Origin of the sequence: Cupriavidus yeoncheonensis, from assembly GCF_905397275.1 — a bacterium.
Lineage (GTDB): Bacteria > Pseudomonadota > Gammaproteobacteria > Burkholderiales > Burkholderiaceae > Cupriavidus > Cupriavidus yeoncheonensis.
The window spans coordinates 67889-89426 of sequence record NZ_CAJPUY010000006.1; the positions used below are offsets into that span (position 1 = coordinate 67889).

Here is a 21538-nt window from a genome sequence, read left to right on the forward strand (position 1 = left end):
AGTCGCGATGGCCAACAAGCAACTCGGCACCCGCCAGAAGATGGTGTTCCGCGGCGGCACCGGCGCGCCGCCGCCGCGTGACAAGGGCGGCGGCCGCAAGCCAGGTCCGCTGCAGACCGGCACTGGGGCAGGCAAGGCGCCGGTGCGGCGTCAGCCGCGCAAGCTGATCGGTTCGTCCGATTCCTGAGTGGCCGCGGCGGCCTGCACGCGTTCGCGCAGCCAGGTATGGCCCGGATCGGCGTCCGTGCGCTCGTGCCAGATCATGCTGAAGGTGAAGTTCTCGAGCGCGAACGGCGGATCGAACACCGCGTAGCGCGGGTCCGCTTCCAGCGCGGCCAGGCTGCGGCGCGCGGTGGTCAGGACCAGGTTCGTCCCCGCGATCAGCGCCGGCGCCACGCTCCAGTGCGGCACCACGCAGGCGATCTTGCGCCGTCCGCCAATTCTGGCGACCGCTGCGTCGATGGCATCGACACGCTCGCTGTGCGTGGCTACCAGCACATGCGATCGCGCCAGGTAGGCCACCTGGTCCAGCCGGCCCGCGTCACGGACCGTGGCCGCATCGACCGCGCAGGCGTAGCTTTCCTCGAACAGGGCTGCCGCGTGCACGTCTTCCGGCTGGTGCGTGAAGACGCCCAGCGCCATGTCGATCTCGCCATCGGCCACCTGCGCCGTCATGGCTTCGCGGCTGGCCTGGGTCACCACCAGGTCGATATTCGGCGCGGCCTTGCGCACGGCGCGCAACAGCCGCGGGAGCACCACCAGCGCACCATAGTCCGACATGGCCAGGCGGAAGCTGCGGCGCGCCGTGGCCGGCTGGAAGCCACCCGGCCCGAGCAGGATGCGCACCTGCGCGAGCGCTTCAGCCAGGGGGCCGGCGATTTCATGGGCGCGGGCACTCGGTACCAGGCCGCCCTTGCCGCGTACCAGGATGGGGTCGTCCAGCAACTGGCGCAGGCGCCCCAGCGCATGGCTGACCGCGGGCTGGCTCAGGTGCAGGCGCAGCGCGGCACGGGAGATATGGCGTTCGGCCAGCAGGGCTTCCAGCACCACCAGCAGGTTCAGATCGATTCCGCGTAAGGTATTCATTCCGCGAATGTTAAACGTATGAAAGCAGAATTGGAAATTCATTCTGCGAAATTTCACACTATCGGGTATCGAATCTGCTACTTACCGGAGTGCGCCATGTCTGGCCCGACCTTGCCCGCGAACTTGCCCGCGAACTTGCCCGTGAACTTGCTTCTCCCGCTTGCCACCGCCGTGCTGGCCGGTGCCGCGATCCCGATCCAGGCAGGCGCCAACGCCACGCTTGGCCGTGCGCTCGGGCATCCGCTCTGGGCCACCGTGGTGTCGCTGCTGGTCAGCCTTGCGGTCATCCTGCCGCTGCTGTGGCTGCTCAAGGTGCCGCTGCCCGCGCTCCCGGCAGCGGGTCGTCAGCCGGCGTGGATGTGGATCGGCGGGGTGCTCGGCGTGTTCTATATCACGGCGGCGCTGCTTATGGCACCGCGTCTCGGCGCCGGCGGCTTTATCGCCGCGGTGGTCGCGGGCCAGGTGGCGGCGGCGCTGCTGGTCGATCACTTCGGGCTGGCTGGCTTCGCGGTGCGCGCGCTGACGCCGGCGCGCCTGGCCGGCGCGGCGCTGATCGTCGCCGGCATGGTGGTGATGCAGTGGAGTCCGGCGCACGAGGCGCGGCCGCACGCCGCGCCGCCGCTTCAGTCCGGCGCCTGAGTGGCCGCCTGCCTCTTTTTCAGGCAGGCGGGGCACAGGCAATGCTGGTCCGGCACGATCCTGCGCGCGGGCAGCAAGGGCTGGCTGGCGCACCAGCACCGGGGCAGGCCGGCCGCATAGCCGCACACGAAGCCCGCGCCGCATTCGCTGCAGTGTTCGACCGGGCGCAGCTGGCCGGTGAGGACGGTGGACGGATCGGTCATCGCCGGCTCCCCGGCGGCTCGTCATCCTCCTGGCCCATGTGGTGCATGGCCGAGCGCATCAGCCGCATCTGCGCGTCGAAGCGCGTGCAGGCCGCGCAGACCAGCAGATGGCCGCGCATGCGCACGCGCTCCGTCCAGCCGAGCGGGCGGTCCATGGCCTTCATCGTAAGGTGGTGGATCTCCTCGCAGTCGGGCAGCAGGCGGCGTGGGCGCGAGTCGGACATGGAGTCGGGCATGGGGTCGGACATGAGTTCCTCGGGGGCAGATCAGCGCGCCCTGGCGCCGGGCGGCAGCCCGAACCAGTTCAGCTCCAGGCATTCGCGCAGGCGCATGCGGGCGCGGTACAGGATGACCCATACATTGGTCGCGCTGAGCTGCAGTTCCTGACAGATTTCTTCGGTCTCCAGCTCCAGCCATTCGCGCATCATGAACACGCGCGCCGTCTTCGCCGGCAGGCGGTCGACGCAGGCCTGCAGTACCTCGAAGAACTCGCGCCGTTCCAGGGTCCGGTCGGGGTCGCCCCAGTCGGACGGCAAGTCCTGGTAGTGGCCGTTGCGGGTGAAGAGCGCGTCGAAGGCATCCTGTTCGGACTGGGGCTCGCCATCGTCGTCCGTGGTCAGGGCCAGCCGCACCTCGCGCCGGCCGCTGCGCAGCAGATCGATGATCTTGTGCTTGAGGATGCCGATCAGGTAGGTCTTCAGCGCCGACTGGCCGGTAAAGCGCTCCGGGTGTTCCAGCACGGCCAGCAGCGTGTCGGACACCGCATCCTCGGCCAGCGCCTCGTCGCGCAGCTGCAAGCGGGCGAAGCGCAGCAAGTGAGGGCGCAGGGACTCCAGGTCGGCGGTGTCGTGAGGCATCGGGGCGGCGGGACGGCGGGGGATCGGGAGCTGTTGCGCAAAGATGACGCCGGCGCGCCGAGCCGTGCGCCACGCGGCGCATCGGGACGGCTTATGCCGGGCCTCCGGGGCCGGCTGCCCGCGCGCCTCGCGGATTCTTGTAAAATCGGCGCCTGCCGTGGCCCTATGGTGCACTTTCGGGTGATCCCCGCGAGTTTCCCCGCCAGGACTGCGGCAGAATTGCCATCATACCTGTTGATTCTCACGGATGTCCCAAGCCATGAACGCCGACAACCCCGGACCTGCCGCGACTGCGGTGGCCGCCATTGCCCCCGCCCTCAAAGCCGAGATCCTCGCAGAGGCGCTGCCCTATATCCGCAAGTTCCACGGCAAGACCATCGTGGTCAAGTACGGCGGCAATGCCATGACCGAGGAAAAGCTCAAGCACGGTTTCGCGCGCGACGTGATCCTGCTGAAGCTGGTCGGCATGAACCCGGTGGTGGTGCACGGCGGCGGCCCGCAGATCGATGAAGCGCTGAAGAAGGTCGGCAAGGTCGGCACCTTCGTGCAGGGCATGCGCGTGACGGACGAAGAGACCATGGAAGTGGTCGAATGGGTGCTCGGCGGTGAAGTCCAGCAGGACATCGTGATGCTGATCAACCAGTACGGCGGCCAGGCCGTGGGCCTGACCGGCAAGGACGGCGGCCTGATCCGCGCCAAGCGCCTGCAGATGCCGGACCGCGAAAACCCGGGCGCCTTCATCGACATCGGCTACGTGGGCGACATCGAGGCGATCAACCCGGCCGTGGTCAAGGCGCTGCAGGACGACGCCTTCATCCCGGTGATCTCGCCGATCGGCTTCTCCGACGACGGCCAGGCCTACAACATCAACGCCGACGTGGTCGCCGGCAAGATGGCCGAGATCCTCAAGGCCGAAAAGCTGGTGATGATGACCAACATCCCCGGCGTGATGGACAAGAAGGGCAACCTGCTGACCGACCTGTCCGCGCGCGAGATCGAGGAACTGTTCGCCGACGGCACTATCTCGGGCGGCATGCTGCCGAAGATCTCGTCGGCGCTCGACGCCGCCAAGAGCGGCGTGCATTCGGTGCACATCGTCGACGGCCGCATCGAGCATTCGCTGCTGCTGGAAATCCTGACCGAACAGGCGTTCGGCACGATGATCCGCTCGCACTGAGCGGCATCCGCGGGGCGGCGCCCGATCTGGCGCGCCGCCCGCAGTCTTCTTCCCCCATTGCAATTCCAACAGCTCGGCGTGCCTTCCAGTCATTCCACTTCGCGCCGCGTGCAGGCGCGCCTGCGCCGCCGGCCGGCCGGCGACCAGTCCGGCGACACGGTGTGGCTGTTCGACCTGGACAATACGCTGCACGACGCCTCGCACGCGATCTTCCCGGCGATCAACCGGCTGATGACCGCCTACGTGGCGCGCGTGCTCGGCTGCGACGATGCCACGGCAAGCCGCGTGCGCGTGGACTACTGGCAACGCTACGGGGCCACGCTGCTCGGCATGATCCGCCACCACGGCGTGGACCCGGCGGATTTCCTGCGCGCCGCGCACGAGTTTCCGGAACTGGCCGAGATGGTGCGCGTGCGGCGCGGGCTGGCCGCGCACCTGCGCCGGCTGCCGGGGCGCAAGATCATCGTCACCAACGCGCCGCAGGACTACGCGCGCGCGGTGATCGATATTGCGGGCATCAGCCATTGCTTCGAGCGCGTGGTGGCGATCGAACACATGTGGGTGCACGGGCATCTGCGCCCCAAGCCTGACCGGCGCATGCTGCGCCGCCTGCTGACGCAGACCGGCATTGCGCCGCACCGCGCGGTGCTGGTGGAAGACACGCTGTCGCACCTCAAGCGCTACGCCGGCATGGGCATCCGCACCGCCTGGGTGACGGGCTACCTGCGCACCATCGCGCCGTCGCGCCCGCACGCGGTGCCCGCGCCGGAGACGGCCGGCAGCCGCGGCGATGCCGCGGTGCGCTCGACGCTCGATGCCGAGGACCGCCGGCACGCCAGCCATGCCGCGCAGGAGCATTCGGTCACGCTGGTCGCGGCCGAATCCCAGGTGCCGCCCGCCGCCGATGGCCCGGCGCTGGCCCCGCAGGCGCAGCCCGATCACGCGCCGCGCGTGCGTGCGCGCGTGCCGAACCGGCCGGCCTATGTGGACATAAAAGTACAATCCATGCATCAACTACAACGAAGAATGCGGAGAACCGGGTCATGACGGAAAGCAACGGAACCCCGCCCGAGGCGGTCCTGCCGGACGGGCAGGGCGAAGCGCAGGCCAGCGAGAGCGCGCCGCCGGCGCGCAAGCGCCCGCGTCCGGGCGAGCGCCGCGTCCAGATCCTGCAGACGCTGGCCGCCATGCTGGAGCATCCGCGCGGGGAAAAGATCACCACCGCCGCGCTGGCGGCGCGCCTGAGCGTATCGGAGGCGGCGCTGTACCGTCATTTCGCCAGCAAGGCGCAGATGTTCGAAGGGCTGATCGCCTTCATCGAGCAGACCGTATTCGGCCTGATCAACCAGATCACGACGAACGAAGAGCACGGCCTGCGCCAGGTGCAGGCCATCGTGCGCATGCTGCTGTCGTTCGCCGAGAAGAACCCCGGCATGACGCGCGTGCTGACGGGCGAGGCGCTCGTGGGCGAGCACGAGCGCCTGCAGGAGCGCATCAACCAGATGGTCGACCGCATCGAGGCGTCGCTGCGCCAGTGCCTGAAGATCGCCGTGACGCAGGGCGCGTTCCCGGCGGACGCCGATGTCGCGCTGCGCGCCGCGCTGGTCATGGCCTATGTCCAGGGCCAGTGGCACCGCTACGCCAAGAGCGGCTTGCGCAAGTCGCCCGGCGAGCGCGCGGAAGCGCAGTTGCGCGTCCTGCTTGGGTAGTTCGCGTCACGCCGCGCCGTTTGCTCTATAATTTGCCGGTCGCGCCGATTTGATGACTGGCTTGCGGGCGCGCGGCAGCCGGAATGTCCCCCAAGGGTCCCCATGGGTCCCGTAGTCCTCCGTCTGCGAATATAAATGCGGCTAAAGAAGTTGGGTCGGCGCCCCCCAGGCAGTATCGGGATTCACGCCGGCACGCGGAACACCGCGAATGCCCGACTTGGCTGCGACGCTTTACACGCACAGCCGGTCGGGTTTTTTTATGCCCGCTTTGCGCGGGTCGGATTCCATGACTGATGTCGCCTTGCCGCCTGCCGCGCTCACGCTGCCGAATGATTCCGTCGGCGTCGTCACGCCGCAGCGCATGCATTTCCAGGAGCCGCTGAAGCTGCGCAACGGCTCGTCGATCGCCGGCTACGACCTGATGGTCGAGACCTACGGCACGCTCAATGCCGACCGCTCCAATGCCGTGCTGGTCTGCCACGCGCTCAACGCGTCGCACCACGTGGCCGGCGTGTACGCGCACGATCCGCGCGACGTGGGCTGGTGGGACAACATGGTGGGCCCGGGCAAGCCGCTCGATACCAACCGCTTCTTCGTCATCGGCGTGAACAACCTGGGCTCGTGCTTTGGTTCCACGGGGCCGATGAGCAGCAACCCCGCCACGGGCGAGCCCTATGGCGCGATGTTCCCCGTGGTGACGGTGGAGGACTGGGTCAACGCGCAGGCGCGCGTGGCCGACGCGTTCGGCATCACGCAGTTCGCCGCGGTGATGGGCGGCAGCCTTGGCGGCATGCAGGCGGTGGCCTGGAGCCTGATGTATCCGCAGCGCCTGCGCCACTGCATCGTGGTCGCGTCCACGCCCAAGCTGTCCGCGCAGAACATCGCGTTCAACGAGGTGGCGCGCAGCTCCATCCTGTCGGACCCGGACTTCCACGGCGGCAACTACTACGCGCATGGCGTGAAGCCCAAGCGCGGCCTGCGCGTGGCGCGCATGATCGGCCATATCACCTACCTGTCGGACGAGGACATGGCCGAGAAATTCGGCCGCGAGCTGAAGTCCGACGACATCCGCTTCTCGTTCGACGTCGAGTTCCAGGTCGAGAGCTACCTGCGCTACCAGGGCGACAAGTTCGCCGAGTACTTCGACGCCAACACCTACCTGCTGATCACGCGCGCACTGGACTATTTCGACCCGGCCCTGGCCTACGGCGGCGACCTGACGCGGGCGATGGCGCAGACGCAGGCGAGCTTCCTCGTGGCGAGCTTCAGCACCGACTGGCGTTTCGCGCCGAACCGCAGCCGCGAACTGGTCAAGGCGCTGCTCGACAACAAGCGCCCGGTCTCGTACGCCGAGATCGACGCGCCGCACGGCCATGATGCCTTCCTGCTGGACGATCCGCGCTACCACAACCTGATGCGCGCCTACTACGACCGCATCGCAGAGGAGATCGGCGCATGAACGCCCTCGCCAATCCCAATATCCTGGCGTTGCGGCCGGACTTCCGCGCGATCGCGCGCTGGGTCGAACCCAAATCCACCGTGCTCGACCTCGGCTGCGGCGACGGCAGCCTGCTGCGCGTCCTGCAGGACGAACTCGAAGTGCAGGCCTACGGCATCGAGATCCGCGATGAAGGCGTGCTGGCCTGCGCGCAGAAGGGCGTCCACGTCATCCAGCAGAACCTGGAAGGCGGCCTGGCGCTGTTCGAGGACAAGAGCTTCGATACGGTGATCCTGTCGCAGACGCTGCAGACCATCCACAACACCGCGCAGGTGCTGCGCGACACGCTGCGTGTCGGGCGCGAGTGCATTGTCTCGTTCCCGAACTTCGGCTACTGGCCGCACCGCCTGTCGGTCTTCCGCGGGCGCATGCCAGTGTCGGAGTCGCTGCCGTACCAGTGGTACAACACGCCGAACGTGCGCGTGCTGACCATCAGCGATTTCGAGGCGCTGGCGCCCAAGGTGGGCCTGCGCGTGCTCGACCGCGTGGTCATGCACGAAGGCATCACCGTGAACTGGGGCCGGAACTGGCGCGGCAGCCTGGCCGTGTACCGCGTCTGCTCGACCTGACCGGACTGGCCGGACTGACCGGACTGACGTCAAGGGGCTGACGCCGTGTCGACCAGGTGGTCGACGAAGGCCCGTACCTTGGGCGGAACATGCCGCGTGGGGGTGTACACCGCACAGGCGGTGCCAACGTAGGGCTCCAGGATGTCCCAATCATCGAGCACCGTGACGAGCCGCCCCGCCGCCAGGCCGTCCGCGGCGGAGAAGTCGGGCACCAGCCCGATGCCCGCGTCGCGTTCGACCATGGCCACGATCGCTACGCTGTTGTTGAGCGTGAAGCGCGGCGGGATGCGCACCGTGACGCTATCGCGATCGCCCGCGCCCCTGTGCCGCAGCGACCAGCGCTCGCCGAACGCGCCATAGCCCAGATAGAGGCAGCGCGCGTGCGGCAGTTCTTCCGGCCGCGCCGGAGCCCCGTGCTCGCGCACCCACGCCGGTGACGCCACCAGGCGGTAGCGCACGTCGCGCAACGGCCGCGCCACCAGGCCAGGCGGCAGCTCGCGCGCGATGCGGATCGCCACATCCAGCCCTTCTTCCACCAGGTCGACCATGCGGTCGGCCAGCGTCAGCTGCAACTCCAGCGCCGGGTAGCGCGCCAGCAGGGCCGGCAGGCGCGGCGCCAGCCAGGTCTGTCCGAACACGACCGGGGCGCTGACTCGCAATACGCCGTGCGGTTCACCGGCATGGTCGGTGCCGAGCGCGGAAACCTCGCGCGCGGCTGCCGTCATGCGCGCGCAGGCCGCATAGACGGCGTGGCCGAGTTCGGTCAGTGCAAAGGCCCGTGTTGTGCGCTGCAGCAAACTGGCGCCGAGCGTGGCCTCCAGCCGCGAGACATGGCGGCTGACGGCCGACGGCGTCATGCCCAGGTCCTGCGCGGCGGCGGAAAAGCTGCCACATTCCACCACGCGCGCAAACACCGCCATCGCATTCAGTGAGGCAGCCTGCATGGCGGGCTCCGCTTTTTGTGACGTGAAGTCAAATACTAATTGAGTTCCGGCTGGATTGTTGACTGCATGGCATGGTGGAACAATGCCGTCACGGATTCACCGGAGCATTTCATGACCTCTCAACAAGCGGGCGCCGGCGGTACCTGGCGCATGGTCGCCGCCATGGCGCTGTCGGGCACCATCGGCTGGTTCGTGGTCACCAGTGGCCAGCCAACCCTCGACGTGGTGTTCTTCCGCTGCGTGTTCGGCGGCGCGTCGCTGCTTGGCGTGCTGACGCTGCAGCGTGGCTGGGTGCGGCTCGACCGGGCGCGCATGGGCTGGCTGGCGCTCGGCGGCGTGACGCTGATTCTCAACTGGCTGTGCCTGTTCTCGGCTTATGCCTACAGCGGGATCTCGATCGCCACCGTGGTCTATCACACCCAGCCGTTCTTCCTGCTGGTCCTGACAGCCCTGTTCCAGCGCGAGCCGTTCCCGTTCGCCCGGCTGCCGTGGCTGTTGCTGGCATTCGCGGGCGTGATGCTGATCACCGGCCTTGAACACGGGGCGCAGGGCATCTCGATGCTGGCCGGGATCGGGCTGGCCATGCTGGCGGCGTTGCTGTACGCCATCACCACGCTGGCCACGCGGCGGCTGAAGGGCATTCCGCCCGGGCAGATCGCCGGACTGCAGATGGTGATCGGCGTGCTGATGCTGGCGCCCCTGGCGCACCCGGCCGTGGCCAGCTTCGACGGGCGCGCCTGGGCGGCGCTGCTGGCGCTTGGCCTGGTGCATACCGGGTTCATGTACACGCTGCTCTATGGCGCCTTCCAGCGACTGAACGTGGTGTCGATCGCGACGCTGTCGTTCATTTACCCGCTGGTCGCCATTGTCATCGACGTGGCGGTCTTTCACGTCGTGCTGGGGCCGCTGCAGCTCGCCGGCATGGGGCTGGTCCTGCTCGGCGTGATCGCCAACCAGCTTGGCTGGACCGTGCCGCTGCGGATCCGCGCCAGGAGCTGACGGCGGATTGGCGTTGACGCGGACCCTGACTACGGTTAGTGTAGGCAGGATATCGAACGACCGTGCTATTTGCCATGACCCTCGCGCCCCAGACCGTTACCGCCGCTGCCGCTGGCACGCTGCTTCATCCCTTTGACGACGCGCTCGTGCTCGAGCCAGCCGGCGAGCATCGCTTCCTGGGCCGCACCACGCCGGCCTACTGGAACATGATCGGGCCATTCGGCGGCATTACGGCGGCCACGTTGTTGCAGGCCGCCCTGCAGCATCCCGAGCGCCTGGGCGATCCGCTCGCGCTGACGGTCAACTTCGCGGGGCCGATTGCCGAAGGGCCGTTCGAGATCGAGGCGCGACCCACCCGCACCAACCGCTCGACCCAGCACTGGCAGATCGAGCTGCGCCAGCGCGATGCGGTGGCCACCACGGCCACCGCGGTGTTCTCGCTGCGGCGCGAGACATGGTCGTGCGGGGAGGCGGTGCGGCCCGAGGCTCCCGCGGCGGACGAAGTCCCGGCCATGGCCGGATTTGCGCCGGTGCGCTGGCTCAAGTCCTATGACATGCGCCCGTTCCGCGGCGCCAGGCCGACCACGGAGCCGGGCACGGAACACCCGGACAGCCTGACGCAGTTCTGGCTGCGCGACGAGCCGGCGCGCACGCCGGACTTTCCGGCCATGGCCGCATGGTGCGACAGCTTCTACCCGCGCATCTTCCTCAAGCGTGCCGGTTTCGTGCCGGCTGGCACGGTGTCGCTGACCACGTATTTCCACGCCGATGCGGCCACGCTGGCCGCGCTGGGCGACAGCCACGTGCTGTGCAGCGCGCAGGCCCAGGTGTTCCGCCAGGGTTTTTTCGACCAGAGCGCGCAGGTCTGGAGCGCGGGCGGCGAACTGCTCGCCACGTCGCACCAGATCGTGTACTACAAGGAGTAAGGCAGGTCCGGGGACCGTGGCTCAGGCGATCGCCTCGCGCGCCTGGGCCTCGTAGCGATGGACGGTGCGGCGCATGGCCCAGAGCAGCAGCACGCCGGGCAGCGCCACCAGCACCGTGCCGAGATAGAAGGGCGCCCAGCCCCAGGCCTCCACCATATAGCCGGACGTCGGACCGACATAGACGCGGCCCACCGAGGCCAGCGCCGACAGCAGCGCGTACTGGGTGGCGGAGAACGAGCGGTTGCACAGCGTCATCAGCAGCGCCACGAACGCCGCCGTGCCCATGCCGCCGCACAGGTTCTCGATCGCGATGGTGGCGCCCATCGACCACAGGTGCGGCGGCGTCACCGACAGGATCCAGTAGCCCAGGTTGGACACCGCCTGCAGCACGCCGAACAGCATCAGCGAGCGGTACAGGCCCAGGCGCACCATCAGCGTGCCGCCGAACAGCGCGCCGACGATGGTCGCGGCCAGCCCCAGCGTCTTGTTGACGATGCCGACCTCGCCGGCGGAGAAGCCGACGCCGCGGATCAGGAAGGTCGTGGACAGGCTGCCCGCAAAGGCATCGCCGAGCTTGTAGAGCACGATCAGCAGCAGCAGCCACCACGCGCCGGGGCGCGAGAAGAAATCACGCAGCGGGCCGACGATGGCTTCTTCGAGCGAGCGCGGCGCGCGCGCCGGCACGTCGGGCTCGGGTGCCCACAGCAGCGTGACGATGCCAACGCCCATCAGCGCGGCCATCAGCAGGTACATCTGCGGCCAGCCCATCACGCGGTCCGCCAGCCACAGCGCAAGCCCGCCGGAAACCAGCATCGCCAGCCGGTAGCCCAGCACCTTGACGGCCGCCCCCACGCCACGTTCGGCCGGCCGCAGCACGTCGGTGCTATAGGCGTCGAACACGATGTCCTGAGACGCCGACAGGAAGGCCACCAGCGTGGCCAGGGCCGCCAGCGTCCAGAGCGCTTCGCGCGGCGGGCAGAACGCCATGGCGGCGATGCCCGCAACCAGCCCGAGCTGCGTGACCAGCAGCCAGCCCTTGCGCCGGCCCATGAGCGGCGGCGTGTAGCGGTCCATCAGCGGCGCCCACAGGAACTTGAAGATATAGGCCTGGCCCACCAGCGAGAAGAAGCCGATGGTCTTGATGTCGAGCCCTTCTACCGTCATCCAGGCCTGCAGCGTGCCGGATGTGAGCGCCAGCGGCAGCCCGGAGGCGAAGCCCAGCGCCAGCATGGCGCCGATGCGGCGGTTGCGGAAGATGTCGAGATAGTCCTGGAAAGTCATGGATGGCGTGGGCGGATGGCGCCGCGCGGCTGCGTGGGCGCCGTGTATTATTGCATCACCCGTTTGCCCGCTTAGTGTCCGGCTGCCCCCGGCTTTCCCTACTGCCCCCAAGGAACCGAAGATGTCCCGCCACCAGCCAGGTGTTCCGCGCCTTGTCCTGTCCCGCATGGCCTGCGCGCTGTCCGTGGGCGCGGCGATCACGGTGACACCGCTGGCGCTGGCGCAGCAGGGCGAAGACCAGGAAGGCGGCGTCCGCCTGGAGCGCAGCGCCTCCGCGGTGCGCAAGATCGTGCCGGTCGAGGTCATCGAGCAGCAGGCCGCGCAGGAATACGAGCAGATCAAGCAGGAGGCGATCGCCAAGCATGCGCTGGCCGGCGACAGCAATCCGCAGCTGCAGCGCCTGCGCGCAATCGGCAAGCGGCTGCTGCCGGAAACCGTGCGCTGGAACGAGCGCGCGCGCCAGTGGCAGTGGGAGATCAACCTGATTGGCTCGAAGCAGGTCAACGCCTTCTGCATGCCGGGCGGCAAGATCGCGTTCTACACCGGCCTGCTCGACCAGCTCAAGCTGACCGACGACGAGATCGCGATGGCAATGGGCCACGAGATCGCGCACGCGCTGCAGGAGCACGCGCGCGAGCGCGCCGCCAAGTCGGAGATCACCAATCTTGGGGCCAATGTCGTCTCGCAGCTGTTCGGCTTTGGCAATCTCGGCAATATGGCGCTGGGTACCGGCGCGCACCTGCTGACGCTGCGCTTCTCGCGCGCGGACGAGAGCGAGGCCGACCTGATCGGCATGGATATCGCCGCGCGCGCCAGCTATGACCCGCGCGCGGCCGTGACGCTGTGGCAGAAGATGGCCAAGGTCACGCAGTCCGGCTCCGAATTCCTGTCGACGCACCCATCCGGGCGCAGCCGCATTGCCGAGCTCGAGAAACACATGCCCGAGGTGCTGCCGCTCTACGCGCGGGCCATCAACACCACGGTGGATCACCTGCCGCCGTATCGCGCCAATATGGCCAACCTCGGCGACGCGCCGGTCGATTCCGGCGACGACGATCGCCAGCGGCCGCTGAAACGCTGAGCTTTCCCGGCAGCAAAAAAGCCGGCAATGCCGGCTTTTCTGTTTGAGCGGGAGGGCGGTCAGGCAGCGGTCAGGCCTGCAGACCGGTCGCCTCGTCGGCGCCCACATGCACGTTCATGCATTGCACCGCCGCGCCGGCCGCGCCCTTGCCCAGGTTGTCCAGGCGCGCGACCAGGTTCAGGCGCTCGGGCGTGCCGAACACGAACAGGTCGACCCGGTTGGTGTCGTTGTTGGCCTGCACGTCGAAGAAGCCGTCATCGAGATTGGCGTCGCTGTTGTACGGCAGCACGCGCACGAATTGCTCGCCTTCATAGTGCTGGCGATAGATGTCGACGATCTGTTCCGGGCTGACCTTGCGCGCGAGACGATCGGCAAAGACCGGCACCGTCACCGCCAGGCCCTTCAGGAAGTTGCCGACGATCGGGTTGAAGATCGGGTCCGACGCCAGGCCGCCCTGCACGCGCATCTCGGGCAGGTGCTTGTGCTGCAGGCCAAGCGCGTACGGGCGCGGGCTGTGCAGCTTCGGGTTACCGCCGGCCTCGAAGTCGGCAATCATCTTCTTGCCGCCGCCGCTGTAGCCGGTCAGCGAGAACGCCGACACCGGGTAGTCGCGCGGCAGCACGCCGGCATCCACCAGCGGGCGCACCGCCAGCACGAAGGCGCTGGCGTGGCAGCCCGGCACCGCGATGCGCTTGCTCGCGCGGATCCTCTCGCGCTGGCCGCGCACCAGTTCCGGCAGGCCGTAGGCCCAGTTGTCCGAGGTGCGGAACGCCGTGCTGGCGTCGATCACGCAGGTATTCGGGTTGGTCACCAGCGACACGGCCTCGCGCGAGGCCACATCCGGCAGGCACAGGAAGGCGACATCCGCGGCGTTCAGGAAGCGTGCTCGCTCAGCCGGGTCCTTGCGCTTGTCTTCTGCAATGCGCAGCAGTTCAACGTCGGAACGACCGGAAAGATAGTCAAGCAACCGGAGACCGGTAGTGCCTTCCTGACCATCGACGAACACTTTGAAAACCATGGCGGACTCGCTCTTTGAAATGCGGGAATGCGAAACATCTCCTGCCGGGCGCAGGGGCGAACCTGCATTGTAGCGGGCTTGGGGGCCGGTCGCAGGGGTTTGTACCGATTGGATTATTGCGATCTGGCATGGTCTGCCGCTTGCGGGTTTTAACCTAGTAGGTTAATGTGCATGGAGAAGGGGGTGGCGCACTATCCGCTCTGGCGGGGCAGGGAGCTTGTGACTGCGAAACGGGTCACGCTGACACGATCCGCGCGCGATGGGGCCCAAGCGCTGGGCTTTGACATGACGAGCCTGCTTGGGGTGATTGGAACGCTACAGCCGTCCGACTTCTACAAAAGCATGACCACATATTCAGATCACACCGTCTGGCACGACGTCTACCGTCCCGTCACGCGTCATGGTTGTGTCTACCTTAAGCTGACCGTGAGCGAAGGCCTGCTGGTCGTGTCATTCAAGGCGCGATGAATGGAGTTGCGTAATGAGATGTCCCACATGTGGCGGCGCCGAACTGGTGGCCGATGTCCGCAACATTCCCCACACCTATCGGGGTGAAACCACGCTGCTGGAGCAGGTGCGTGGCGAGTTTTGTCCGGTCTGTGACGAATACCTGACTGACTGTGAGGAGAGCGACCGGGTGATGAAGCTGATGAAAGCATTCAATCGAGAGGTCAATGCCGCATTCGTGGATCCGGCATATATCGTGGGCGTGCGCAAGAAACTCCGCCTTGATCAGCGCGAGGCGGCGGAGATCTTTGGCGGGGGCATCAACGGCTTCTCCCGCTACGAAACCGGCAAGACAAAGCCGCCGCTAGCCCTCGTCAAGCTCCTGAAGCTGCTCGACCGCCATCCCGAACTCCTCGCGGAAGTCCGGGCGGCGTGAAGCCCGCTGTCACAGGGGATAGTTGTAATCGATCGACAGCGGCGCGTGGTCGCTGAACTTCTCGTCCTTGTAGATCGAGCACAGATGCGCCGTGGTGGCGATCTTTGGCGTGGCCAGGTGGTAATCGATACGCCACCCGACGTTCTTGGCATAGGCCTGGCCGCGGTTGCTCCACCATGTGTATTGCTCGGGGCGCGGGTCCAGTTGGCGGAACACGTCGACATAGCCGTGCGTATCGAACAGCGCGCCGATCCACGCGCGCTCTTCCGGCAGGAAGCCCGAGTTCTTCAGGTTGCCCTTCCAGTTCTTGATGTCGATTTCCTTGTGCGCGATGTTGACGTCGCCGCACAGGACGATCTCGCGCCCGCTGGCCTTCAGCTGAAGCAGGTGGGGCAGGAAGGCCTCCATGAAGCGGAACTTTGCCTGCTGGCGCTCCTCCGAACTCGAGCCCGATGGCACATAGACGGAAATCACGGCAAGGTGCGGGTACTGCACTTCGACGTAGCGGCCCTCGCCATCGAACTCGGGATTGCCGAAGCCGGTAATCACGCGCTCGGGCTTGTGCCGTGTGTAGAGGCCGACACCGCTGTAGCCCTTCTTCTCGGCGTAGTGGAAGTATCCGTGGTAGCCATGTGGCGCCAGGAACGCCTCTGTCATGTCGGCGGCCTGTGCCTTGAGTTCCTGTACACAGACCATGTCCGCGTCCTGCTTGCCCATCCACTCGAAAAAGCCCTTCTTGGACGCGGAGCGGATGCCGTTGAGGTTGGCGCTGATAATCCGTAACATGCGGGAAATTTTTGAATTCAGAGAGAAAAGATGACGCAGCAGACGACGCCTTCCACCGCGCAGCAGGCCGGCCAGCCGGATCTCAGCCAGACCTTCATCCGCTTCGCGCTGGACGCCGGCGTGCTGTCCTTCGGCGAGTTCGTCACCAAGGCCGGACGCAAGTCGCCGTACTTCTTCAATGCCGGCTTGTTCAACCAGGGCGCCATGCTGGGCCAGGTGGCGCAATTCTATGCGAAAACCCTGCTGGCCTCGGGCGTGCAGTTCGACGTGCTGTTCGGGCCGGCCTACAAGGGCATCACGCTGGCCTCGGCCACTGCGGTGGCGCTGGCCGGCATGGGGCGTGACGTCGGCTTCGCCTATAACCGCAAGGAAGCCAAGGACCATGGCGAGGGCGGTACGCTGGTCGGCGCGAAGCTCCAGGGCAAGGTCGTCATCATCGATGACGTGATCTCCGCGGGCACCTCGGTGCGCGAATCGATGCAGCTGATCCGCGCCGCGGGTGCCGAACCCGCCGCCGTGCTGATCGCGCTGGACCGCATGGAGAAGAGCGGAACGGCCGAGCAGATCGGCACGCACTCGGCGGTGCAGGACGTGCAGCGCGAATACGGCGTGCCTGTGATCGCCATTGCCAGCCTGAAGGACCTGCTGGCCTATCTCGACGCATCCAACAATCCGTCGCTGTCGGCCTCGCGCGAGGCGGTGGCTGCCTACCGGCAGCGCTACGGCGTCTGACCTGAATCCCGGCGCATGGCCGCCCCTGGACCGGTCCTGGGGGCGCGGCGTCGCAGCAGGACTCTTCACTTGGCAAGGAGCATGGCGTGGCGGGCAAAGAGCGGCAGGAAACCCAGGAAGCCGGGGGACGGCGAGCAAAGCCCGTGCGCCAGCGCAAGGCGCCGGCGCTGGCGCCGGTAGAGCCTTGCGGGGCCGCCGAAGACCTGCCCAAGGGCCCCGAACCAGGCCGCCCACCCCATGAGGCCTACGCCGTGCGCGCGTTGGTGCTGCAGGGCGGCGGCGCGCTTGGTGCCTACCAGGCTGGCGTCTACCAGGGCCTTGCCGAAGGCGGCATCTACCCGAACTGGGTCGCCGGCATCTCCATCGGCGCGCTGAATGCGGCGATCATCGCGGGCAATCCGCCCGAGCGGCGCGTGGAGCAGTTGCGCGCGTTCTGGGAATACATCTGCGCGCAGCCGTGGCTGCCGAGCCTTTCGCATTCGGCCATGTTCGAGAACGCGGAGTCCTGGCCCGAACCGCTGCGCGTCTGGTTTGACGGCCTGCATGCCGCGCGCGCCATGTTCGAAGGCCAGCGCGGGTTCTTCATGCCACGCAACTGGCTTGAACTGGTCACGCGCTATTCCGATCCGACGCGCGCAAGCTACTACGACACCACGCCGCTCAAGGCCACGCTCGAGCGCTTTGCCGATTTCGACCTGATCAACCGGCCCAGGGAGATGCGGGTGTCGGTGGGCGCGGTCAATGTCCGGACCGGCAACTTCGCCTATTTCGACAATACGCGCGACACCCTGCGTCCCGAGCACTTCATGGCTTCCGGGGCGTTGCCGCCGGGTTTCCCCGCGGTGGAGATCGACGGCGAGTACTACTGGGATGGCGGGCTGGTTTCCAACACGCCGCTGGCCGAAGTGCTCACCGCCCAGCCCCGCCGCGACGCGCTGATCTTTCAGGTCGACCTCTGGAGCGCACGCGGCAAGCTGCCGCACGACCTCAGCGACGTGGCCGAGCGCCAGAAGGACATCCAGTACTCCAGCCGTACGCGCACGATCACCGACTACATGCGCGAGCAGCAGAACTTCCGGCGCATGCTCAGTGAAGTGATGGCGCTGGTGCCGGCGTCAAAGCGCGACAGCGACTGGTACCGCCGCGCGGCCGAGCATGCGTGCGATGCACGCCGCAACGTGATCCAGCTGATCTATCGCGACAAGTCCTTCGAAAACAGCGCCAAGGACTACCAGTTCGGCTCGCTTGCCATGCAAGAGCACTGGTCCAGCGGGCTCGACGATATCCGCGAAACGCTGCGCCATCCGCACTGGCTGGCCATGCCGACCCGCGAACATCCGTTCGTCACGCACGACGTGCATCGAGGCAACGGCGACCACCAGTGATGCGGCGGCGGCGCCACCGCGATCGCGCTATTCGATCTTGACCTTGGCCAGGTCGGGCTGCGGCGGCGGATAGGCCGGCTTGAGTTGGCGGAACACTGCGGACAGGATTTCGGCCACCATCAGGTTGCGATGCGTCTTGGAATCCGCCGGCACGATATACCACGGGCATTCCGGGGTGCTGGTGGCCGCAATGGCCGACTCGTAGGCGTCCATGTAGGCCTTCCAGTGCTTGCGCTCGGCCAGGTCGGTTGGATCGAATTTCCACTGCTTCTGCGGATCGGCCAGGCGCGCTTCGAGGCGCGCCTTCTGCTCGTCTTTCGAGATGTGCAGAAAGCATTTCACGATGGTTGTGCCGGTCTCGGTCAGAAGCGTCTCGAACGCGCGGATCTGCCGGTAGCGCCGCTCGCATTCATCGCCGTCGATCCAGCCGTGCACGCGCGTGATCAGCACGTCTTCGTAGTGGCTGCGGTTGAACAGCACGATCTCGCCGGCCCTGGGCACCTGCAGGTGCACGCGCCACAGGTAGTCACGCGCGAGTTCTTCCGGGGTCGGGGCCTTGAAGCTCACGACGCGGATGCCGAGGGGATCGAAGCTGCGGAACACCGAACGCACCGTGCCGTCCTTGCCGCTGGTGTCCATGCCCTGCAGCACCACCAGGATCTTGCGCCGGTGCTCGGCGTAGAAGATGTCCTGTTCGAGATCCAGTTCGCCGCTCAGTTGCGCAATGCGAGCCTGGTCGTCCTGCTTGTCGCCCTGCGTGAAGGGCTTGCTGCCCGGGTCGAAGCCGGCAAGGTTGAAGCGCTTGCCCGAGGTGATGCGGTAGTCGTCCAGCGGCATGGCTGCTCCATCGGTTTGGCCGGCGGCAAGGTGTCCGGCGGCTTGTTCTGGAAGCCCCGCCGCGGTCACGCAGCGATGAAGCGAAGCGGGGCGCACAGGCCCCTATGGTCACGCCGGCAGTGCGGCCAGGTCAATGGTGCCTTCGAACACCGTGGTGGCGGGGCCGGTCATGCGCACGGGCGTGGTGCCGCCATCCCAGGCAATGCTCAGGTCGCCGCCGTGCGTGTGGACCTTGACCGGCGAATCCAGCAGGCCCCGGCGGATGCCGGCCACGACGGCCGCGCACGCGCCGGTGCCGCATGCCAGGGTTTCGCCGGCGCCGCGTTCGTACACGCGCAGGCGGGCGGCATGGCGGTCGACCACTTCCAGGAAGCCGGCGTTCACGCGGTTCGGGAAGGTGGGGTGGTTCTCCACGATCGGGCCGTCCTGCAGCACCGGGAAGGCCTCGACATTGTCGACCACCTGTACGGCGTGCGGATTGCCCATCGACACGGCGGAAATCCACGCGGTGCGGCCGTTGACCTCCAGTCCGTAGAGGGTGTCCTCGCCCTGTGCGCGTGTCGGCAGGCCTTCGGCGCGGAACGGCACCCGGGCCGGCTCCAGTTCGGGTGCGCCCATGTCCACCGTGACCTGGCCGTCATCCTGCAGCGTCAGCGTGATGATGCCGTTCATGACCTCCACGCGCACCGAGCGCTTGTCGGTCATGCCCTTGTCGGTGACAAAGCGCACGAAGCAGCGCGCGCCGTTGCCGCAATGTTCCACCTCGCTGCCGTCGGCATTGAAGATGCGGTAACGGAAGTCGACATCGTCGCGCGTGGGTTTTTCCACGACGAGCATCTGGTCGGCGCCCACGCCGAAATGCCGGCTGGCGAGCGCGCGCCACTGCTCGGTGGTCAGGTCTAGCTTCTGGTGGATGCCGTCGAGCACGACAAAGTCGTTGCCGGCCCCGTGCATCTTGGTGAACTGGAGTTTCATGCTGCGCATTGTAGCCGTGCCAGGCCGGGCCTGCCGGACTGCGGTCAGTAGATCGGCGCTTCGCCGGGCGGGCGGTTCTTGAAGCGCTTGTGCACCCAGTAGTACTCGGCCACGCGCGGGCGGATGCAGTCCTCGAAGAAGGCGTTCATGCGGCGCGTGTCCTCGGCAACGCTGTCGCCGGGGTAGTTTTCCCAGGCCGGCAGGATGCGCAGCACATAGCCCTGGTAGTCGGGCAGCATCTCCGTGTAGATCGGCACCACCCTGGCCCCCGTCATGCGCGCCAGGCGCGACACCGAAGTCAGCGTCAGCGCCTGCACCCCGAAGAAGGGCGCGTATTCCGAATCGCGCTCGCCGAAGTCCATGTCGGCAATGAGCTGCAGCGCCTCGCCCTTCTTCAGGCAGCGCAGGATGTCGCGCGCGCTGTCGTTGCGCGAGATCATCTTCGCGCCAAAGCGGCCGCGCGCATGCTTGAGAAAGCCGTCGAACAGCTTGTTCTTCTGCGAGGTGTACAGCGAGGCACCAGAGCGGCCCACATGATCGCGCAGGTGGATGGTGAGCCGGATGGCGCCGGCTTCCACCCCCGACAGGTGCAGCGTAACCAGGATGTGCGGCGTGCCATCCATGGCGACCAGGTTCGCCTGGTCGTCAATCTGGACCCAGCGGCGCATCTGCGCCTCGCTGCCGGTCCAGAAAATGCCGCGCTCGGCAAAGCTGCGGAACACGGTGCGAAACGCCTCGCGCGACAGCGCGTCGATCTCGGCCTCGCCCTTGCCGGGAAAGCAGGCGCGCAGGTTCGCCTGCACGATGCGGCGCCGGCCGCTGGGTACGAGGTAAAGCAGGCTGCCCAGTCCTTCGCCGAAACGGGCAACCAGTGGATAAGGCAGCTTGCCCAGCACGGTCAGCAGACCGATGCCAAGCCACGTAAAGATACGGCTCATGAGTGGGAGGATTCGGTGGCCGGCAGCGCGTCCTGAGGCGGACGCTCTATGCCGGAGGGGGTCTTGTAGCGGTTGTAGCTCCAGAGGTACTGCGTTGGCGCAATGGCCACGAGTTCCTCGATGGTGCGGTTGATGACGGCGGCCGCCTCGGCGGGATCTTCCGGCAACATGCCGCCATCGTTGATGATGCGAAGGTGGCCGCGATAGCCGGCGCCGCGCGGCAGGCGTTCCCCGAAGATGGCGGCCACCGGGGCGCGCGTCAGTTGCTGCAGGCGGTGAACCAGCGCCATGGTGTAGGCCGGTTTGCCGAAGAAGGGGGCCCAGTTGCCTTCGCCGCCGCTTGGCACCTGGTCCGGCAGGATGCCGACGGCCTGTCCGCGCTTGAGCGCCTTGACCAGCATGCGCACGCCGCGTGGCGTGGCGGGGGCCATGGCCAGGTTGGGCCGGGTGCGCATGCGCTCGATCCAGTCGCGCAGCCATGTCTGGTGAGGAGGCTTGAACAGTGCCGTCACCGGGCGCAGCAATGCGTGCGATTGAGGCAGCACTTCGAAGCAGCCGAGGTGAGGCGTCAGGATAATGATGCCGTGGCCGCGAGCCTGCAGCTTTTCCAGTTCCGGCCACAGGTAATCGTCAAAGCCATACAAGCGGGCGCCGATGGTCTTGCGGCTCCAGAAGTACGGCATTTCCATTGCCATGCAGCCGGCTGACCGGGCCGCGTCCGCGATCATCTGTTCCGTGGCGTCGGGATAGGCCAGCAGGAAATTCTCCCGCAGGCGATTTCCGTAACGGCCCGGCATGCGGGCGGCCAGCAGTCCGAGTGCACCGCCGACCGCGTGGAGCAGGCGCAGCGGAAGGCGGGAAATCAGCCAGAACAGGAAAGTCATCGATCGTGGCGGTGGATGCTCCTCGCGGGAGCAGATCGGCGAAGCAGCCTCAAATATTCAAGCGGGATTCAGGATCGGGCGGTTTCTGCCGCTAACCATGGATCGGAGCGGCGTTTGCCAGCGCACGGTGG

At 67.1% G+C, this 21538-nt stretch carries 26 protein-coding genes; 14 read left to right on the forward strand and 12 right to left on the reverse strand.

All coding sequences use genetic code 11. The features are described 5' to 3' along the window. Positions 1-7 precede the first annotated feature (7 nt). On the forward strand, positions 8-187 hold the full coding sequence (locus KHO22_RS09725) for a hypothetical protein (RefSeq protein ID WP_211946924.1): 180 nt from the start codon (positions 8-10) through the stop codon (positions 185-187). Here KHO22_RS09725 and KHO22_RS09730 read toward each other — a convergent pair. Next, positions 151-1086 carry a LysR family transcriptional regulator gene (locus tag KHO22_RS09730; protein WP_211946925.1) on the reverse strand — a complete coding sequence of 312 codons (936 nt, stop codon included), beginning with the start codon at positions 1084-1086 and terminating at the stop codon, positions 151-153. The two genes, KHO22_RS09725 and KHO22_RS09730, sit on opposite strands and share 37 nt — an antisense overlap. A 96-nt stretch (positions 1087-1182) precedes the next feature. Between KHO22_RS09730 and KHO22_RS09735 the strand changes: the two genes are divergently transcribed. After that, positions 1183-1725, forward strand: coding sequence for a DMT family transporter (locus KHO22_RS09735; RefSeq protein ID WP_211946926.1), 543 nt, complete (start codon positions 1183-1185; stop codon positions 1723-1725). Here the strand turns inward: KHO22_RS09735 and KHO22_RS09740 are convergent. From KHO22_RS09740 to KHO22_RS09750, 3 genes are read right to left on the reverse strand one after another with little or no spacing between them, the layout of a single operon-like run. Beyond that, positions 1710-1928 carry a cysteine-rich CWC family protein gene (locus KHO22_RS09740; protein WP_211946927.1) on the reverse strand — a complete coding sequence of 73 codons (219 nt, stop codon included), beginning with the start codon at positions 1926-1928 and terminating at the stop codon, positions 1710-1712. The two genes, KHO22_RS09735 and KHO22_RS09740, sit on opposite strands and share 16 nt — an antisense overlap. After that, positions 1925-2176, reverse strand: a complete 252-nt coding sequence (locus KHO22_RS09745; protein ID WP_420839585.1) for a zf-HC2 domain-containing protein — start codon at positions 2174-2176, stop codon at positions 1925-1927. Before KHO22_RS09745 ends, KHO22_RS09740 begins: the two co-directional genes overlap by 4 nt. A gap of 18 nt (positions 2177-2194) precedes the next feature. After that, positions 2195-2785: a sigma-70 family RNA polymerase sigma factor gene (locus KHO22_RS09750; RefSeq protein ID WP_211946928.1), complete on the reverse strand. Its 591-nt coding sequence runs from the start codon at positions 2783-2785 to the stop codon at positions 2195-2197. Positions 2786-3044: 259 nt separating this feature from the next. Here KHO22_RS09750 and argB point away from each other — a divergent pair, with 259 nt between their 5' ends. The 5 genes from argB to metW all read left to right on the forward strand — a co-directional run bounded on the left by argB (position 3045) and on the right by metW (position 7738). Beyond that, on the forward strand, positions 3045-3962 hold the full coding sequence (argB, locus tag KHO22_RS09755) for an acetylglutamate kinase (RefSeq protein WP_211946929.1): 918 nt from the start codon (positions 3045-3047) through the stop codon (positions 3960-3962). A 78-nt stretch (positions 3963-4040) separates the two neighbouring features. Further along, entirely contained in the window at positions 4041-5009 is a 969-nt protein-coding gene (locus tag KHO22_RS09760; RefSeq protein ID WP_211946930.1) for a pyrimidine 5'-nucleotidase, read from the forward strand. Further along, positions 5006-5671 (forward strand): nucleoid occlusion factor SlmA, encoded by a 666-nt coding sequence (gene slmA / locus KHO22_RS09765; protein WP_211946931.1) that lies wholly within the window; start codon positions 5006-5008, stop codon positions 5669-5671. The genes KHO22_RS09760 and slmA overlap by 4 nt, the downstream gene beginning before the upstream one ends. 286 nt (positions 5672-5957) lie before the next feature. Beyond that, positions 5958-7130, forward strand: coding sequence for a homoserine O-succinyltransferase MetX (gene metX / locus KHO22_RS09770; protein ID WP_211946932.1), 1173 nt, complete (start codon positions 5958-5960; stop codon positions 7128-7130). Next, positions 7127-7738, forward strand: a complete 612-nt coding sequence (metW, locus tag KHO22_RS09775; RefSeq protein WP_211946933.1) for a methionine biosynthesis protein MetW — start codon at positions 7127-7129, stop codon at positions 7736-7738. The genes metX and metW overlap by 4 nt, the downstream gene beginning before the upstream one ends. A 29-nt stretch (positions 7739-7767) precedes the next feature. Here the strand turns inward: metW and KHO22_RS09780 are convergent, their stop codons facing one another. Beyond that, positions 7768-8682, reverse strand: a complete 915-nt coding sequence (locus KHO22_RS09780) for a LysR family transcriptional regulator (RefSeq protein ID WP_211946934.1) — start codon at positions 8680-8682, stop codon at positions 7768-7770. A 111-nt stretch (positions 8683-8793) separates the two neighbouring features. On the opposite strand from KHO22_RS09780, the gene KHO22_RS09785 reads away from it, so the two are divergent. Together KHO22_RS09785 and KHO22_RS09790 are read left to right on the forward strand one after the other, a co-directional pair. Continuing rightward, positions 8794-9681, forward strand: coding sequence for a DMT family transporter (locus KHO22_RS09785; protein WP_211946935.1), 888 nt, complete (start codon positions 8794-8796; stop codon positions 9679-9681). 74 nt (positions 9682-9755) lie between these two features. After that, on the forward strand, positions 9756-10607 hold the full coding sequence (locus tag KHO22_RS09790) for an acyl-CoA thioesterase (protein WP_211946936.1): 852 nt from the start codon (positions 9756-9758) through the stop codon (positions 10605-10607). 21 nt (positions 10608-10628) lie between these two features. Here KHO22_RS09790 and KHO22_RS09795 read toward each other — a convergent pair whose 3' ends face one another. Beyond that, positions 10629-11888: a muropeptide transporter gene (locus KHO22_RS09795; protein ID WP_211946937.1), complete on the reverse strand. Its 1260-nt coding sequence runs from the start codon at positions 11886-11888 to the stop codon at positions 10629-10631. 121 nt (positions 11889-12009) lie between these two features. Between KHO22_RS09795 and KHO22_RS09800 the strand changes: the two genes are divergently transcribed. Further along, positions 12010-12969: a M48 family metallopeptidase gene (locus tag KHO22_RS09800; RefSeq protein WP_211946938.1), complete on the forward strand. Its 960-nt coding sequence runs from the start codon at positions 12010-12012 to the stop codon at positions 12967-12969. Positions 12970-13039: 70 nt separating this feature from the next. Here the strand turns inward: KHO22_RS09800 and argC are convergent, their stop codons facing one another. Then, a complete protein-coding gene (gene argC, locus KHO22_RS09805; protein WP_211946939.1) occupies positions 13040-13987 on the reverse strand; it encodes an N-acetyl-gamma-glutamyl-phosphate reductase in 948 nt (315 codons plus the stop codon). Between the two features lie 171 nt (positions 13988-14158). Between argC and KHO22_RS09810 the strand changes: the two genes are divergently transcribed. Together KHO22_RS09810 and KHO22_RS09815 are read left to right on the forward strand one after the other, a co-directional pair. Then, on the forward strand, positions 14159-14455 hold the full coding sequence (locus KHO22_RS09810; protein WP_211946940.1) for a type II toxin-antitoxin system MqsR family toxin: 297 nt from the start codon (positions 14159-14161) through the stop codon (positions 14453-14455). A 13-nt stretch (positions 14456-14468) separates the two neighbouring features. Then, entirely contained in the window at positions 14469-14870 is a 402-nt protein-coding gene (locus KHO22_RS09815) for a type II TA system antitoxin MqsA family protein (RefSeq protein WP_211946941.1), read from the forward strand. A 9-nt stretch (positions 14871-14879) separates the two neighbouring features. Here KHO22_RS09815 and KHO22_RS09820 read toward each other — a convergent pair whose 3' ends face one another. Next, the gene (locus KHO22_RS09820; protein WP_211946942.1) at positions 14880-15656 is read right to left on the reverse strand and encodes an exodeoxyribonuclease III; all 777 of its coding nucleotides are present in this window, start codon (positions 15654-15656) and stop codon (positions 14880-14882) included. Between the two features lie 30 nt (positions 15657-15686). Here KHO22_RS09820 and pyrE point away from each other — a divergent pair, with 30 nt between their 5' ends. Together pyrE and KHO22_RS09830 are read left to right on the forward strand one after the other, a co-directional pair. Beyond that, complete coding sequence (gene pyrE / locus KHO22_RS09825) at positions 15687-16388, forward strand: orotate phosphoribosyltransferase (protein ID WP_211946943.1); 702 nt, start codon at positions 15687-15689, stop codon at positions 16386-16388. A gap of 86 nt (positions 16389-16474) precedes the next feature. Beyond that, positions 16475-17773, forward strand: a complete 1299-nt coding sequence (locus KHO22_RS09830; RefSeq protein ID WP_211946944.1) for a patatin-like phospholipase family protein — start codon at positions 16475-16477, stop codon at positions 17771-17773. A gap of 27 nt (positions 17774-17800) precedes the next feature. Here the strand turns inward: KHO22_RS09830 and KHO22_RS09835 are convergent, their stop codons facing one another. The 4 genes from KHO22_RS09835 to KHO22_RS09850 form a co-directional block, all read right to left on the reverse strand. Further along, entirely contained in the window at positions 17801-18610 is an 810-nt protein-coding gene (locus KHO22_RS09835) for a polyphosphate kinase 2 family protein (RefSeq protein WP_211946945.1), read from the reverse strand. A gap of 108 nt (positions 18611-18718) precedes the next feature. Continuing rightward, the gene (gene dapF, locus KHO22_RS09840) at positions 18719-19585 is read right to left on the reverse strand and encodes a diaminopimelate epimerase (protein ID WP_211946946.1); all 867 of its coding nucleotides are present in this window, start codon (positions 19583-19585) and stop codon (positions 18719-18721) included. 44 nt (positions 19586-19629) lie between these two features. Further along, entirely contained in the window at positions 19630-20523 is an 894-nt protein-coding gene (locus KHO22_RS09845) for a lipid A biosynthesis lauroyl acyltransferase (protein WP_211946947.1), read from the reverse strand. Further along, entirely contained in the window at positions 20520-21407 is an 888-nt protein-coding gene (locus KHO22_RS09850) for a lysophospholipid acyltransferase family protein (protein WP_211946948.1), read from the reverse strand. Before KHO22_RS09850 ends, KHO22_RS09845 begins: the two co-directional genes overlap by 4 nt. Between the last annotated feature and the right edge of the window lie 131 nt (positions 21408-21538).

Excerpts from the sequence above, each read along its gene's own strand:
- KHO22_RS09725 (WP_211946924.1), top strand. The coding sequence starts at position 8 with ATGGCCAACAAGCAACTCGGCACCCGCCAGAAGATGGTGTTCCGCGGC.
- KHO22_RS09730 (WP_211946925.1), bottom strand. The coding sequence starts at position 1,086 with ATGAATACCTTACGCGGAATCGATCTGAACCTGCTGGTGGTGCTGGAA.
- KHO22_RS09735 (WP_211946926.1), top strand. The coding sequence starts at position 1,183 with ATGTCTGGCCCGACCTTGCCCGCGAACTTGCCCGCGAACTTGCCCGTG.
- KHO22_RS09740 (WP_211946927.1), bottom strand. The coding sequence starts at position 1,928 with ATGACCGATCCGTCCACCGTCCTCACCGGCCAGCTGCGCCCGGTCGAA.
- KHO22_RS09745 (WP_420839585.1), bottom strand. The coding sequence starts at position 2,176 with ATGTCCGACCCCATGCCCGACTCCATGTCCGACTCGCGCCCACGCCGC.
- KHO22_RS09750 (WP_211946928.1), bottom strand. The coding sequence starts at position 2,785 with ATGCCTCACGACACCGCCGACCTGGAGTCCCTGCGCCCTCACTTGCTG.
- argB (WP_211946929.1), top strand. The coding sequence starts at position 3,045 with ATGAACGCCGACAACCCCGGACCTGCCGCGACTGCGGTGGCCGCCATT.
- slmA (WP_211946931.1), top strand. The coding sequence starts at position 5,006 with ATGACGGAAAGCAACGGAACCCCGCCCGAGGCGGTCCTGCCGGACGGG.
- metX (WP_211946932.1), top strand. The coding sequence starts at position 5,958 with ATGACTGATGTCGCCTTGCCGCCTGCCGCGCTCACGCTGCCGAATGAT.
- metW (WP_211946933.1), top strand. The coding sequence starts at position 7,127 with ATGAACGCCCTCGCCAATCCCAATATCCTGGCGTTGCGGCCGGACTTC.
- KHO22_RS09780 (WP_211946934.1), bottom strand. The coding sequence starts at position 8,682 with ATGCAGGCTGCCTCACTGAATGCGATGGCGGTGTTTGCGCGCGTGGTG.
- KHO22_RS09785 (WP_211946935.1), top strand. The coding sequence starts at position 8,794 with ATGACCTCTCAACAAGCGGGCGCCGGCGGTACCTGGCGCATGGTCGCC.
- KHO22_RS09790 (WP_211946936.1), top strand. The coding sequence starts at position 9,756 with ATGACCCTCGCGCCCCAGACCGTTACCGCCGCTGCCGCTGGCACGCTG.
- KHO22_RS09795 (WP_211946937.1), bottom strand. The coding sequence starts at position 11,888 with ATGACTTTCCAGGACTATCTCGACATCTTCCGCAACCGCCGCATCGGC.
- KHO22_RS09800 (WP_211946938.1), top strand. The coding sequence starts at position 12,010 with ATGTCCCGCCACCAGCCAGGTGTTCCGCGCCTTGTCCTGTCCCGCATG.
- argC (WP_211946939.1), bottom strand. The coding sequence starts at position 13,987 with ATGGTTTTCAAAGTGTTCGTCGATGGTCAGGAAGGCACTACCGGTCTC.
- KHO22_RS09810 (WP_211946940.1), top strand. The coding sequence starts at position 14,159 with ATGGAGAAGGGGGTGGCGCACTATCCGCTCTGGCGGGGCAGGGAGCTT.
- KHO22_RS09815 (WP_211946941.1), top strand. The coding sequence starts at position 14,469 with ATGAGATGTCCCACATGTGGCGGCGCCGAACTGGTGGCCGATGTCCGC.
- KHO22_RS09820 (WP_211946942.1), bottom strand. The coding sequence starts at position 15,656 with ATGTTACGGATTATCAGCGCCAACCTCAACGGCATCCGCTCCGCGTCC.
- pyrE (WP_211946943.1), top strand. The coding sequence starts at position 15,687 with ATGACGCAGCAGACGACGCCTTCCACCGCGCAGCAGGCCGGCCAGCCG.
- KHO22_RS09835 (WP_211946945.1), bottom strand. The coding sequence starts at position 18,610 with ATGCCGCTGGACGACTACCGCATCACCTCGGGCAAGCGCTTCAACCTT.
- dapF (WP_211946946.1), bottom strand. The coding sequence starts at position 19,585 with ATGAAACTCCAGTTCACCAAGATGCACGGGGCCGGCAACGACTTTGTC.
- KHO22_RS09845 (WP_211946947.1), bottom strand. The coding sequence starts at position 20,523 with ATGAGCCGTATCTTTACGTGGCTTGGCATCGGTCTGCTGACCGTGCTG.
- KHO22_RS09850 (WP_211946948.1), bottom strand. The coding sequence starts at position 21,407 with ATGACTTTCCTGTTCTGGCTGATTTCCCGCCTTCCGCTGCGCCTGCTC.